Source organism: Rhodococcus sp. W8901, from assembly GCF_013348805.1.
In the GTDB taxonomy this organism is placed as follows: Bacteria; Actinomycetota; Actinomycetes; order Mycobacteriales; family Mycobacteriaceae; genus Prescottella.
The window spans coordinates 4,098,665-4,111,281 of the sequence record NZ_CP054690.1 but is presented as its reverse complement, the minus strand read 5'-3'; the positions used below and the strand labels follow the sequence as shown (position 1 = coordinate 4,111,281).

Below are 12,617 nucleotides of genomic sequence, written 5' to 3'. Positions count from 1 at the left end.
GAAGCCGGTGTCGGCTCACGGGGGCAAGAGGGCGATCCTCGCGGCACTGACCGCGAATGCGGGAATCGCGGTCGCCAAGTTCACTGGCTTCCTCATCACGGGGTCGTCCTCGATGCTGGCCGAATCGGTTCACTCGGTCGCCGATACGTCCAATCAGGGGCTGCTGCTGTTCGGTCAGAACCGTGCCGAGAAGCAGGCCGACCAGCTCCACCAGTTCGGCTACGGGCGCAACCGGTACTTCTACTCGTTCGTCGTGGCGCTCGTGCTGTTCACCCTCGGTTCGCTGTTCGCGATCTACGAGGGCATCCACAAGATCCAGCAACCGGAGGGCCTGTCGTCGCCGATGGTGGCGATCGTGATCCTGCTGGTCGCGATCGGACTCGAGTCGTACAGCTTCCTCACCGCGGTCAAGGAATCCCGCCCGCTGAAGGGGAAGGCGACCTGGTGGGGTTTCATCCGCACGTCGCGCACCCCCGAACTGCCGGTCGTACTGCTCGAGGACTCCGGTGCCCTCATCGGTCTGGTTCTCGCGCTCGGCGGCGTCGGGTTGACGATGGCCACCGGCGATCCGGTGTGGGACGGCGTCGGCACCCTCTGCATCGGTGCCCTGCTGGGCATCATCGCGATCGTGCTCATAGTCGAGATGAAGAGCCTGCTGATCGGTGAGGGCGCGACGCAGGACGAGGAGAACCGGATCCTGTCAGCGCTCGTCGACGGTGTCCGGATCGATCGTGTGATCCACTGCCGGACCCAGTATCTGGGGCCCGAGGAGATCCTGGTCGCGGCCAAGGTCGCGATCACGCCGGGCGCCGACATCGAGGACGTCGCGACCGCGATCGACGAGGCCGAAGCACGGGTACGGGCCGCGGTTCCGGCCGCTCGCCTGATCTATCTCGAACCCGACCTGTACCGCGCCACCGCGGGATAGCCGATCCGGAAACCGTGCTGCGGTCCGCGTCCGGGCATAGGCTGACGACCATCCCTACCTCCCGAGGAGTACGTGATGGTGACACCCGACCGGAAGGCGGCGAAGCCCCGCTCCGGGCTGTTTCGGACCAAGTCGATCGAACAGTCGATTCTCGAGACCGACGAACCGGAGACCAAACTCCGCAAGGACCTGACCGCGTGGGACCTGACGGTGTTCGGAGTCGCGGTCGTGATCGGCGCCGGCATCTTCACCTTGACGGCCCGCACCGCCGGCAACGTTGCGGGACCCTCGGTGTCGCTCGCGTTCGCCTTCGCCGCAGTCTCGTGCGCACTGGCCGCGCTGTGTTACGCCGAGTTCGCGTCGACCGTGCCCGTCGCGGGCAGTGCATATACCTTCTCGTACGCGACATTCGGTGAGTTCGTCGCGTGGATCATCGGCTGGGATCTCATCCTCGAGTTCGCGCTCGCGGCCTCGGTGGTTGCGAAGGGCTGGTCGCTGTATCTCGGTGAGGTCCTCGGAAGTGCCACGCCGATCGTGCATGTCGGGTCGCTGAAGATCGACTGGGGTGCGGTCCTGATCGTCGCGGTCATCACGGTGCTGTTGGCGACGGGCACGAAGTTGTCGTCGCGGGTCTCGGCGGTGATCACCGCGATCAAGGTGGCGGTCGTGCTCTTCGTGGTGGTGGTCGGGGCCTTCTTCATCAAGGCCTCCAACTACTCGCCCTACATTCCGCCGTCCGAGTCCGGCTCCACCGGGGAGGGCATCCACCAGTCGCTGTTCTCGTACGTCACGGGCGCCGGTGGCAGCACGTTCGGTTGGTACGGCCTGCTCGCCGCCGCCAGTCTGGTGTTCTTCGCGTTCATCGGTTTCGACGTGGTCGCGACCACCGCGGAGGAGACCAAGGATCCGCAGACCGCCTTGCCGCGAGGCATTCTCGGCTCGCTCGCGATCGTGACGGTGCTGTACGTGGCGGTCTCGCTCGTGCTGACCGGGATGGTGAACTACACCGAACTGGCGGGCGACAACTCCACGCTCGCGACGGCGTTCGCACTCAACGGAATGGACTGGGCCAAGAACCTCATCTCGTTCGGCGCGCTGGCGGGCCTCACGACGGTGGTGATGGTCCTGATGCTGGGGCAGACACGCGTGTTGTTCGCGATGTCCCGCGACGGCCTGATGCCCCGGTCGCTCGCGCCCACCGGCAAGCACGGGACGCCGGTGCGGATCACGGTGCTCGTCGGCGTCATCGTCGGACTCCTCGCGGCCTTCTTCCCGATCGGCACGCTCGAGGAGATGGTGAACATCGGCACGCTGTTCGCGTTCGTGTTGGTGTCGATCGGCGTCGTGGTGCTGCGGCGGACCCGTCCCGACCTGCCGCGCGGATTCCGGGTGCCCCTCGTGCCGCTGGTCCCGATCCTCGCGGTCATCGCGTGCGTGTGGCTCATGGTGAATCTGTCGGTAGAGACGTGGCTGCGGTTCGTCGTCTGGATGGCGATCGGCGTGGTCGTGTACTTCGCCTACAGTCGCCGGCACTCGATGCTGAGCATCCGTGCCCGTGCGGCGAAAAGCGACACCACCTGATCGTTTTACAAATCGACGTGATTGTCTAGACGTCATACGTATCGACGCGTATCGTCCATTTCATGGTGATCCTGCTCATAGTGGGCGGGCTCGTGGAAGGGGACGTCGATGGCGACGCATGCGACCGCGGACGCTGGGGTCTGGCGGGACAAGAAGCGTTATCTGTGGCTACTGGGGCTCATCCCGCCCACCGCGATCTTCCTGGCGCTGGGCTTGGTGTGGCTGACGAACCGGGTGGGTCTGGAGGCGGTGGCGCCCATCTGGTGGTGGATCGGTCCGCTGCTGGTGTACGTGCTACTGCCGATCCTCGACCTGGCCTTCGGTGCGGACGGGCAGAACCCGCCGGACGAGGTGATGGAGCAACTCGAGAACGACCGGTACTACCGCTGGTGTACCTACGCCTACATCCCGCTGCAGATCGTGACGGTGGTGGTCGCCTGTTACCTGTGGTCGGCCGACGATCTGAGCTGGCTCGGTATCGACGGCGGGCTGGGGCTGGTGTCGAAGATCGGCCTGGCCATCAGTGTCGGGTGTGTGGCCGGCATCGGAATCAACACCGCGCACGAGCTGGGGCACAAGAAGGACGATCTCGAGCGGTGGCTGTCGAAGATCACCCTCGCGCAGTCCTTCTACGGACACTTCTACATCGAGCACAACCGTGGCCATCACGTCCGGGTCGCAACGCCGGAGGATCCCGCGAGTTCCCGCCTGGGCGAAAGCTTCTGGGCCTTCCTGCCGCGCAGCGTTTGGGGGAGTCTGCGGTCGTCCTGGGCGCTGGAGAAGGTTCGTTTGGAACGGCTCGGCAAGGGGCCGTGGACGATTCGCAACGACGTCCTCAACGCCTGGTTGATGTCGGTCGTGCTCTTCGGCGCGATGATCGCGATCTTCGGTTGGGAGGTGGCCCCGTTCCTGTTGCTGCAGGCGGTGTTCGGATTCTCCCTGCTCGAGACGGTGAACTATCTCGAGCACTACGGCCTGCTCCGGCAGCGCACCGACAGTGGACGTTACGAGCGCTGCACGCCGGCGCACAGCTGGAACAGCGATCACATCTGCACCAACATCTTCCTCTACCACCTGCAGCGGCACAGCGATCACCACGCGAACCCGACACGGCGCTATCAGACGTTGCGCAGCATGGACATTGCGCCGAACCTGCCCAGCGGGTACGCGAGCATGATCATGCTCGCGTACGTGCCGCCGCTGTGGCGGGCGGTGATGGATCGCCGCGTGCTCGCGCACTACGACGGCGACGTCACGCGGGTCAACCTGCAGCCGGCCAAGCGTGAGAAGTTGCTGGCGCGGCACGGAGCGGGCGGAGGCCGGGCATGAGTGCGTTTCGGTGTCCCGTGTGCGGGTTCGTGTTCGACGAGTCCGTCGGCGCCCCGCGGGAGGGATTCCCGGCCGGCACGGCGTGGGATTCGGTGCCGGACGATTGGTGCTGCCCCGACTGCGGTGTCCGCGAGAAGATCGATTTCGAGCCCGTAGGAGGGTGATCGTGAACGAGTACAAGCTCTACCAGTGCGCACAGTGCGGATTCGAGTACGACGAGGCGGAGGGCTGGCCCGACGAGGGCATCGCCCCCGGCACGCGCTGGGGGGACATCCCCGACGACTGGCGTTGCCCGGACTGCGGGGCGGCGAAGGAGGACTTCTTCATGGTCGAGGTCGAGCGGAGCTGAGCCGTGTGCCGGTCGAGCGGAGCTGAGCCGTGTGCCGGTCGAGCGCAGCCGAGCAGTGTCACTAGGGTCGGTGGCATGACCGAGTCGCAACCCCGCGTGCCCTATCAGGAGGCCTCGCGGCTGCTGCTGCGCGAGTCGATCCTCGGCGCCGTCCACGACCTGCTGCTCGAGCGGGACTGGTCGAAGGTGACGATGACCGATGTCGCCGCGGTCGCCGGGATCAGTCGGCAGACGCTGTACAACGAGTTCGGGTCGCGTCAGGGGCTCGCGGAGGGGTATGCGCTGCAATTGGTCGACCGGTTCGTCGATGCGGTGGCGTCGGCGGTGTACGCGCACGTCGGGGATGCCCGCGCGGCCCTCGTGGACGGGTTCGCCGCGTTCTTCCAGGCGAGCGCCGAGGACCCGCTGGTGTGCTCGTTGCGGACCGGTGCCGCCAAACCGGACCTGCTGCGGATCGTCACGACCGACAGCGCCCCGCTCATCGAGCGGGCGTCGGGGCGTCTGGCGGAGACGTTCCGGCGGAGTTGGATTCAGGCGTCCGAGGCCGATTCGGTGATCTTGGCGCGGGGTGTCGTACGAGTCGCGCTGAGTTACGTTTCGATGCCTCCCGCGTCCGATGGTGACGATGCGCGTGACCTTGCCGCGCTGCTGGCCCCGTTCGTGGACGTCGTCGCACACGTGTGACGGGGTACGGCACGTCCCCGGGTGGGATCGGTACCCGATAACCTGGGTGTCATTCCAGACAGCGAACAGGAGAGACACATGACGTCCTCAGTTTCAGCGGCGCCCGTGGCCGAGCACCGTAACGGTATCGATTTCAAGGTGGCGGATCTGTCGCTCGCCGAGTTCGGACGCAAGGAGATCCGGCTGGCCGAGCACGAGATGCCGGGTCTGATGGCACTGCGTCGTGAGTACGCAGACGTGTTGCCGCTCAAGGGCGCTCGCGTGTCCGGCTCGCTGCACATGACCATCCAGACCGCGGTCCTGATCGAGACGCTGGTCGCTCTCGGTGCTGAAGTTCGATGGGCGTCGTGCAACATCTTCTCGACGCAGGATCACGCGGCCGCGGCCGTCGTCGTCGGCCCGCACGGCACCGTCGAGGAGCCCAAGGGCGTCCCCGTGTTCGCATGGAAGGGCGAGACCCTCGAGGAGTACTGGTGGGCGGCTGAGCAGATGCTCACATGGCCCGGTACCACCGCCAACATGATCCTCGACGACGGTGGTGACGCGACGATGCTGGTGCTGCGCGGTGCACAGTACGAGAAGGCCGGCGTCGTCCCGCCCACCGACGACGAGCACGACTCGGACGAGTACAAGGTGTTCCTGGCGCTGCTGCGCAAGTCGCTCGAGGCCGACGGCGGCAAGTGGACGGCCATCGCGGAGAACGTCAAGGGCGTCACCGAGGAGACCACCACCGGCGTGCTGCGGCTGTACCAGTTCGCCGCCGCGGGTGAGCTGGCGTTCCCGGCCATCAACGTCAACGACTCGGTCACCAAGAGCAAGTTCGACAACAAGTACGGCACCCGCCACTCGCTGCTCGACGGCATCAACCGCGGGACCGACGTGCTGATCGGTGGCAAGGCTGCGCTGGTGTGCGGCTACGGCGACGTCGGCAAGGGCTGCGCCGAGGCGCTGCGCGGCCAGGGCGCCCGCGTCACGGTCACCGAGGTCGACCCGATCAACGCCCTCCAGGCGCTGATGGACGGCTTCAACGTCAAGACCGTCGAGGAGTTCATCGGCGAGGCCGACATCGTGATCACCGCGACCGGCAACAAGGACATCATCTCCTTCGAGCACATGAAGCAGATGAAGCACCAGGCCATCCTCGGCAACATCGGTCACTTCGACAACGAGATCGACATGGCAGGCCTCGAGCGCGCCGCCGACGTCACCCGCGTCAACATCAAGCCGCAGGTCGACGAGTTCACCTTCGCCGACGGCCACAGCATCATCGTGCTGTCCGAGGGGCGCCTGCTGAACCTGGGCAACGCCACCGGCCACCCGTCGTTCGTGATGTCGAACTCGTTCGCGAACCAGACGATCGCGCAGATCGAGCTGTGGACCAAGCCGGACGAGTACGACAACGAGGTCTACCGCCTGCCCAAGCACCTCGACGAGAAGGTCGCGAAGATCCACGTCGAGGCGCTCGGTGGCTCGATCACCAAGCTGACCAAGGATCAGGCCGAGTACATCGGCGTCGACGTCGAGGGCCCGTACAAGCCGGAGCACTACCGCTACTGACCCGAGTCGTAGGACCGCGTCGGTCGCACTGACGACAGTGGCCGGGGATCGTGACACGATCCCCGGCCACTGCTGTTCGCCCCGGATGATCCGGACAGCGCTGTGACGGCCCTCGCAGGGCCGGATCCGCGGGCGCGGCCGCGGGCACCGATAGGCTCGGCGATCGTGGGAACTCTGATCGCCCTGGAAGGGCTCGACGGTGCCGGCAAGCGGACACTGGTCGGAAAGGTCGTCACGCTGCTCGAGCAGGACGGTCTGACGGTCGCAACGCTGGATTTCCCGCGCTACGGTGCGTCGATCCATGCCGATCTCGCGTCGGAGGCGCTCAAGGGGGAGCACGGCGACCTGAGCGAGTCGGTCCACGCGATGGCGGTGATGTTCGCGCTCGACCGTGCCGGTGCCGCACCGCAACTGCGGGATCTGGTCGCCCGCCACGACGTGGTGATCCTGGACCGCTACGTCGCCTCCAACGCGGCGTACGGCGCGGCCCGGCTACACCAGCACGGGGACGGCGAGTTCGTCACCTGGATCGAAGAGCTCGAGTTCGACCGATTGGGTCTGCCACGGCCGGACCTGCAGATGTACCTCGACGTGCCCGTGGCGCTCGCGGAGGAACGGGCGCGTCGGCGCGAGGCCGCGGACAGTTCGCGCGCGCTGGACGCCTACGAGAAGGACAGCGGCCTGCAGGCTCGCACGGGGGAGGTGTACCGGGAGCTGGCCGCCGCGGACTGGAACTCGCCGTGGTTGTCCGTCGCGCCCGATGTGGATCCGGGCACTCTCGCCGATAAACTGGCACTCTTGCATAAGCGGCGCGGCGCGGCCCAGTAATACCGGGCGGTCCGTGACGGCAACATTGAGCGGCACGCCGCGGCAGTGAACGCGCCTTTCCGCATTTAGCAGCCTCAGAGATGTAACGATAGGGATATGAAGCCAAGGATTCTGGTTGTCGACGATGACACGGCGCTCGCCGAGATGCTCACCATCGTGCTCCGCGGTGAGGGATTCGAACCCTTCGTGGTCGGTGACGGCAGCCAGGCGTTGTCGGCCGTTCGTGAGACCCGACCGGATCTGGTGCTCCTCGACCTCATGCTGCCGGGCATGAACGGTATCGACGTGTGCCGGGTGCTGCGGGCCGAATCGGGTGTCCCGATCGTCATGCTCACCGCCAAGACGGACACGGTCGACGTCGTCCTGGGCCTCGAGTCCGGCGCGGACGACTACATCATGAAGCCGTTCAAGCCGAAGGAACTGGTTGCCCGGGTGCGCGCTCGCCTGCGCCGCACGGAGGAGGAGCCGGCCGAGGTCCTGAGCATCGGCGACATCATGATCGATGTGCCGGCGCACAAGGTGACCCGCGACAACGCGCTCATCTCGCTCACGCCGCTCGAGTTCGACCTGCTGGTCGCCCTCGCACGCAAGCCGCGGCAGGTGTTCACCCGTGAGGTCCTGCTCGAGCAGGTCTGGGGATACCGTCACGCGGCGGACACCCGACTGGTGAACGTGCACGTGCAGCGTCTGCGCGCCAAGGTCGAGAAGGATCCCGAGAATCCCGAGGTGGTGCTTACCGTCAGGGGGGTCGGCTACAAGGCCGGACCGCCGTGATCGGTGCCCGCCGGAACCGGCGGCGAGCCAGCCGGGCTTTCTCGCCGCTGATCCGCTGGTGTCGAGCGTGCGGCAACTGGCTTGCCCACGCATGGCGCCGGTCTTTGCAGCTCCGCGTCGTCGTGTCGACGTTGTCGCTGTCGCTGATCGTGATCACGATTCTGGGTGTGGTGTTGACCAGCCAGATCACTGATCGGCTCCTCGAGGCGAAGATCACCGCCGCCACCGAGGAACTCGATCGTGCGCGCAGCACGGTCGAGGCGCAGCTCTCCGGCGCCGACGACAGCGGCTCGCTCCAGGTGCGGCTCGACGCTGCCCGCCTGGCGCTCACGAACCGCCAGCCCGACGGTGGTCAGACGTCCGGATCCGCAGGTACCTTCGATCCGGTGCTCATCGTGCCAGGGGACGGCCCACGGGAACCGACCACGAGCGGGCCGGCGAACCAGATCCCGGCGAGCCTGCGCGACTTCGTTCGCGCCAACCAGATCAGCTACCAGTTCGCGACGGTGTCCGACCCCAACGGGTACTCGGGTCCGGCGCTGATCATCGGCAGCCCCACGGCGTCGGACATCTCGACTCTCGAGCTGTACCTCGTGTTCCCCCTCGCCAGCGAGGACCGCAGCCTGTCCCTGGTGCGGGGCACGATGCTGATCGGTGGTGCGGTGCTGGCGGTGCTGCTCGCCGCGATCTCCATGCTCGTCGCACGCCAGGTCGTCATGCCGATCCGGTCGGCGTCCCGGATCGCGGTGCGGTTCGCGGACGGCCGGCTCAAGGAACGCATGCCGGTTCGCGGCGAGGACGACATGGCCCGGCTCGCGATGTCGTTCAACGAGATGGCCGAGAGTCTGTCGAAGCAGATCACGCAGCTCGAGGAGTTCGGCAATCTGCAGAAACGGTTCACGTCGGACGTGAGCCACGAGCTGCGCACCCCGCTCACCACGGTCCGGATGGCCGCGGACCTGATCCACGACAGCAGCGACGAGCTCGACCCCATCCTGAAGCGGTCGTCCGAGCTGCTCGTCGCGGAGCTGGACCGGTTCGAGAGCCTGCTCGGGGACCTGCTCGAGATCTCCCGGCACGACGCCGGTGTCGCGGAGCTGGCGGCCGAACAACTGGACCTGCGGATGTGTGCGCGTGCGGCGGTCTCGACCGTTCGCCACCTCGCGAAGGAGACCTCGACGGAACTGATCGTGGATCTGCCGGACGAGGCAGTGATCGCGGAGGTCGATCCGCGCCGTGTGGAGCGCATCCTGCGGAACCTGCTCGCGAACGCGATCGACCACGGCGAGGGCAAGCCCGTCCTGTTGCGGTTGCGGGCCGACGACGACGCGGCCGCCTTCATCGTCCGCGACCAGGGTGTGGGACTGCGCCCTGGGGAGGAGAAGTTGGTGTTCAACCGGTTCTGGCGGTCGGACCCGTCCCGCGTCCGGCGTTCCGGCGGAACCGGGCTGGGCCTGGCGATCAGCGTGGAGGACGCGAACCTGCACAACGGCACGCTCGAGGCGTGGGGCGAACCCGGCGAGGGCGCGTGCTTCCGCCTGACGTTGCCGCGTGTGCGCGGGCGCAAGGTCACCCGGAGCCCGCTCCCGCTGAAGCCGTCGACCAAGAAGCTCGTCCAGGGACAACCGCTGCCTCCGACCAAGCCCGAACCTGAGCCCGCGGCCGCGTCGTCGGCCGGTGACGAGATGGCGCCCGCCGGGTCGGGCGCTGCCCAGTCGGCGACGCAGCCGGTTGAGCGGCCTCCCCGGCAGCTGGACCCGGACGAGTCCCCGACGGTGCCCCGGGTGCGGGAGCGTGAGTCGTGACCGGCATTCGGGTGCGCCACGGCAGGCGCTCCCGGACGCTAGTGGCCGCGGCGTCGCTGGCCGCGCTGCTGCTCGGCACGGCGGGCTGTGCGAATCTGCCGGACTCGTCGACACCGCAGGCGATCGGGACCATCGAGCGTGCGCCGGTCAGTACGAGCGTGGAGGCCCCGGCGCCCGGACGCGAGCCGGATCTGCTGTTGCGGGATTTCGTCAAGGCCAGCACCGACCCGGCCAATCGGCATCTTGCCGCCCGGCAGTACCTGACCAAGGACATGTCGGCGCGGTGGGACGATGCCGCGAGCGCGACGATCGTCGACAAGATCGATCTCATCCTCGAGTCACGCACCGCCGACCGCGCGGTCTACACGATTCGCGCCAACCGGGTGGGCCAGCTCGAACCGGGCGGTTTGTACCAGGCGCAGGAGGGCACGTTCGAGGCCAAGTTCAGCTGGGCCAAGGTGGACGGTGAATGGCGGATCGACGATCTGCCCAACGGCGTGATCATGGACCGTCCCCAGTTCCTCAATTCGTATCAGCGCAAATCGTTGTACTTCCTCGATCCGACGGCTCAGACGGTCGTCCCCGACCCTCGCTGGATCGCGGCGAGCCCGGACCAGATGGTCACGCAGCTGATCGGTCTCCTCATCGACGGTCCCAAACCGTCGCTGGCCGGTGCGGTGCGAAACGAACTGGGTTCGGGGGTCTCCGTGCTCGGCACCATCACCAAGGCCGACGGCCGAGCCTCCCAGGTCGGGGTGGGGCTGGGCGGTGTGAGCGTCGACTTCCAGGGCCTCGGGCGGATGAACACGCAGTCGCGCGAACTCCTTGCCGCGCAGGTGGTCTGGACGTTGGCAAACGCCGACATCTCCGGTCCGTACGTCCTGTTGGCCGACGGCCAGCCGCTCGACGAGCGGTACCCCGAAGGATGGACGACGGCGGACGTGGCGTCGCTCAATCCGCTCGCGACGACCAGCGCGACCGTCGGCCTCCACGCGCTGCGCGGCGGCGGGCTGGCCTCCGTGAACGACGGGGTCGTCGCGCCGGTCCCCGGGTACTTCGGTGCGTCGGACAATCTCCGGTCGATCGCGTTGTCGCGGGACGGCACGCTCACGGCCGCGGTGGCCGAGACACGCCGGCCGGCGCCGGAGCCGCAGACCGCGCTGGTCGTGGGGACCTACGACGGAAACGTGGCGACCGCGCTCGAGGCGCAGTCGATCACCCGGCCGTCGTGGGCGTTCGACGGCTCCACCGTGTGGGCCGCCGTCAACGGCTCGACCGTCGTGCGGGTGGTTCGCGAGACCGGAACGGGAAAGCTCACGACGATGAACGTCGAGACCGGCGCGATCAATGCGATCGGCGGGCCGATCACCGAGCTGCGGCTGTCCCGCGACGGGGTCCGGGCGGCGTTGATCGTCGACGGCAAGGTCTATGTGGCGACGGTGATGCAGCAGCCGGACGGCGAGTTCTCGCTCACCAATCCACGCGCCATCGCGCACGGTCTCGGCAGTCCCGCGGTGTCGCTCGACTGGAGCACCGGGGACACGGTGGTCGTGGCCCGTTCGGGTTCGGACGTGCCGGTCGTGCAGCTGGCCGTCGACGGTTCGCGGATGGACTCGCTGCCGAGCCGCAACCTCACCTCGCCGGTGGTGGCGGTGGACGCGTCGTCGACCACCGAGTTCGTCGCGGACTCGCGAGCGGTGTTCCAGCTCAACAACAACGACCCGGCCGGCGACCGGTACTGGCGTGAGGTTCCGGGCCTGACCGGGACGAATGCGGTCCCGGTGCTGCCGGGCTGACCTCGCCGCCGTCGGTGCTCGAGGGTGTCTGCCGGTGCCTGTCGGCGCTTGTCGGGGGCACGGGGCACACTCCCGGCATGCGCGCGCTCCTCGACCTGGTCCTCCCCGCCGAGTGCGGGGGTTGCGGTGAACCCGGTTCGGGGTGGTGCGACCGGTGCAGGCGCACCCTGTCCGACGACCCGGTGGCGGTGCATCCTCGGGTGGATCCCGGCGTCCCGGTGTGGGCGCTGGGACCGTATGCGGGTCCACGGCGGCGTGCGGTGATCGCGGCGAAGGAACGGGGTCGGCGAGATCTCGCAGCCCCGCTGGGCGCTGCGCTCGCGGACGCGGTCGACACGCTGCGGCGCTGGGGCGAGTTGGATCCGCCGCAGCTGGCGCCGCTGGTGCTCGTTCCGGCCCCGACGCGGGCCCGCACGGCGCGCACCCGTGGTGGAGACCCGGTGCTGCGGTCCACGCAGGCCGCCGCGCGTCTGCTGGAGACCGGTTGCCACGTCTGTCCGGCGCTGTCGATGCGACGTGGTGTGCGTGACTCCGTCGGGCTGTCGGCGGCGCAGCGGCAGGACAATCTGGCGGGCCGGATTTGCGTGTCCGCTTCCCGTCGCGACGAGATCGTCAGGCTCGGTTGCATGGGTGCCGAGGTCGTTCTCGTGGACGACGTCGTCACCACCGGGGCAACCTCGGCGGAGGCGGTTCGGGTTCTCGAATCGGAAGGTGTGCAGGTCGGGGCGGTATTGGTTGTCGCCGCGGCCTGATCGGACAATTCCGGCGGCGATCCCGGGCGGATATCGCGACGGCTTCCGGAGGCTTGCGCGGTCCGTCCGAGTCCTTCCGGGGGCTTCTCGGGGCGCGACGAATTCGCGGGATCGGGACAGATGTCACAGACGACACACCGGTGAAATATGGCTGAACAGTGGCACACGGAGCGGTTACGTACTAGCGTCGCGTTCACACCCGAAGTCACAGGTGGGAGGTGATATTTCACGTTC

Annotated in this window: 12 protein-coding genes; all 12 read left to right on the top strand. The window is 67.6% G+C overall.

The annotated features are described in order from the left end of the window. Nucleotides 1-7 precede the first annotated feature (7 nt). The 12 genes from HUN07_RS19230 (at nucleotide 8) to HUN07_RS19175 (ending at nucleotide 12,383) form a co-directional block, all read left to right on the top strand. Entirely contained in the window at nucleotides 8-928 is a 921-nt protein-coding gene (locus tag HUN07_RS19230) for a cation diffusion facilitator family transporter (protein WP_174911958.1), read from the top strand. A gap of 75 nt (nucleotides 929-1,003) precedes the next feature. Continuing rightward, on the top strand, nucleotides 1,004-2,509 hold the full coding sequence (locus HUN07_RS19225; protein ID WP_174911954.1) for an amino acid permease: 1,506 nt from the start codon (nucleotides 1,004-1,006) through the stop codon (nucleotides 2,507-2,509). A gap of 108 nt (nucleotides 2,510-2,617) precedes the next feature. Beyond that, complete coding sequence (locus HUN07_RS19220; protein WP_174911951.1) at nucleotides 2,618-3,838, top strand: alkane 1-monooxygenase; 1,221 nt, start codon at nucleotides 2,618-2,620, stop codon at nucleotides 3,836-3,838. Then, on the top strand, nucleotides 3,835-4,002 hold the full coding sequence (locus HUN07_RS19215; RefSeq protein ID WP_174911949.1) for a rubredoxin: 168 nt from the start codon (nucleotides 3,835-3,837) through the stop codon (nucleotides 4,000-4,002). Before HUN07_RS19220 ends, HUN07_RS19215 begins: the two co-directional genes overlap by 4 nt. 2 nt (nucleotides 4,003-4,004) lie before the next feature. Further along, entirely contained in the window at nucleotides 4,005-4,187 is a 183-nt protein-coding gene (locus HUN07_RS19210; RefSeq protein WP_174911946.1) for a rubredoxin, read from the top strand. Nucleotides 4,188-4,262: 75 nt separating this feature from the next. Continuing rightward, nucleotides 4,263-4,871, top strand: coding sequence for a TetR family transcriptional regulator (locus HUN07_RS19205; protein WP_174911944.1), 609 nt, complete (start codon nucleotides 4,263-4,265; stop codon nucleotides 4,869-4,871). 78 nt (nucleotides 4,872-4,949) lie between these two features. Next, complete coding sequence (ahcY, locus tag HUN07_RS19200) at nucleotides 4,950-6,428, top strand: adenosylhomocysteinase (protein ID WP_174911941.1); 1,479 nt, start codon at nucleotides 4,950-4,952, stop codon at nucleotides 6,426-6,428. A 165-nt stretch (nucleotides 6,429-6,593) separates the two neighbouring features. Then, complete coding sequence (locus HUN07_RS19195; RefSeq protein WP_174911938.1) at nucleotides 6,594-7,256, top strand: dTMP kinase; 663 nt, start codon at nucleotides 6,594-6,596, stop codon at nucleotides 7,254-7,256. Between the two features lie 96 nt (nucleotides 7,257-7,352). Next, nucleotides 7,353-8,030: an MtrAB system response regulator MtrA gene (gene mtrA / locus HUN07_RS19190; RefSeq protein WP_114721928.1), complete on the top strand. Its 678-nt coding sequence runs from the start codon at nucleotides 7,353-7,355 to the stop codon at nucleotides 8,028-8,030. Then, nucleotides 8,027-9,835, top strand: coding sequence for an MtrAB system histidine kinase MtrB (mtrB, locus tag HUN07_RS19185; RefSeq protein WP_114721929.1), 1,809 nt, complete (start codon nucleotides 8,027-8,029; stop codon nucleotides 9,833-9,835). The genes mtrA and mtrB overlap by 4 nt, the downstream gene beginning before the upstream one ends. Beyond that, complete coding sequence (gene lpqB, locus HUN07_RS19180; protein WP_441346780.1) at nucleotides 9,832-11,631, top strand: MtrAB system accessory lipoprotein LpqB; 1,800 nt, start codon at nucleotides 9,832-9,834, stop codon at nucleotides 11,629-11,631. Before mtrB ends, lpqB begins: the two co-directional genes overlap by 4 nt. A 77-nt stretch (nucleotides 11,632-11,708) precedes the next feature. Further along, nucleotides 11,709-12,383, top strand: coding sequence for a ComF family protein (locus HUN07_RS19175; RefSeq protein ID WP_114721930.1), 675 nt, complete (start codon nucleotides 11,709-11,711; stop codon nucleotides 12,381-12,383). Nucleotides 12,384-12,617 lie beyond the last annotated feature (234 nt).

Excerpts from the sequence above, each read along its gene's own strand:
- HUN07_RS19225 (WP_174911954.1), top strand. The coding sequence starts at position 1,004 with ATGGTGACACCCGACCGGAAGGCGGCGAAGCCCCGCTCCGGGCTGTTT.
- HUN07_RS19220 (WP_174911951.1), top strand. The coding sequence starts at position 2,618 with ATGGCGACGCATGCGACCGCGGACGCTGGGGTCTGGCGGGACAAGAAG.
- HUN07_RS19215 (WP_174911949.1), top strand. The coding sequence starts at position 3,835 with ATGAGTGCGTTTCGGTGTCCCGTGTGCGGGTTCGTGTTCGACGAGTCC.
- HUN07_RS19205 (WP_174911944.1), top strand. The coding sequence starts at position 4,263 with ATGACCGAGTCGCAACCCCGCGTGCCCTATCAGGAGGCCTCGCGGCTG.
- ahcY (WP_174911941.1), top strand. The coding sequence starts at position 4,950 with ATGACGTCCTCAGTTTCAGCGGCGCCCGTGGCCGAGCACCGTAACGGT.
- mtrA (WP_114721928.1), top strand. The coding sequence starts at position 7,353 with ATGAAGCCAAGGATTCTGGTTGTCGACGATGACACGGCGCTCGCCGAG.
- HUN07_RS19175 (WP_114721930.1), top strand. The coding sequence starts at position 11,709 with ATGCGCGCGCTCCTCGACCTGGTCCTCCCCGCCGAGTGCGGGGGTTGC.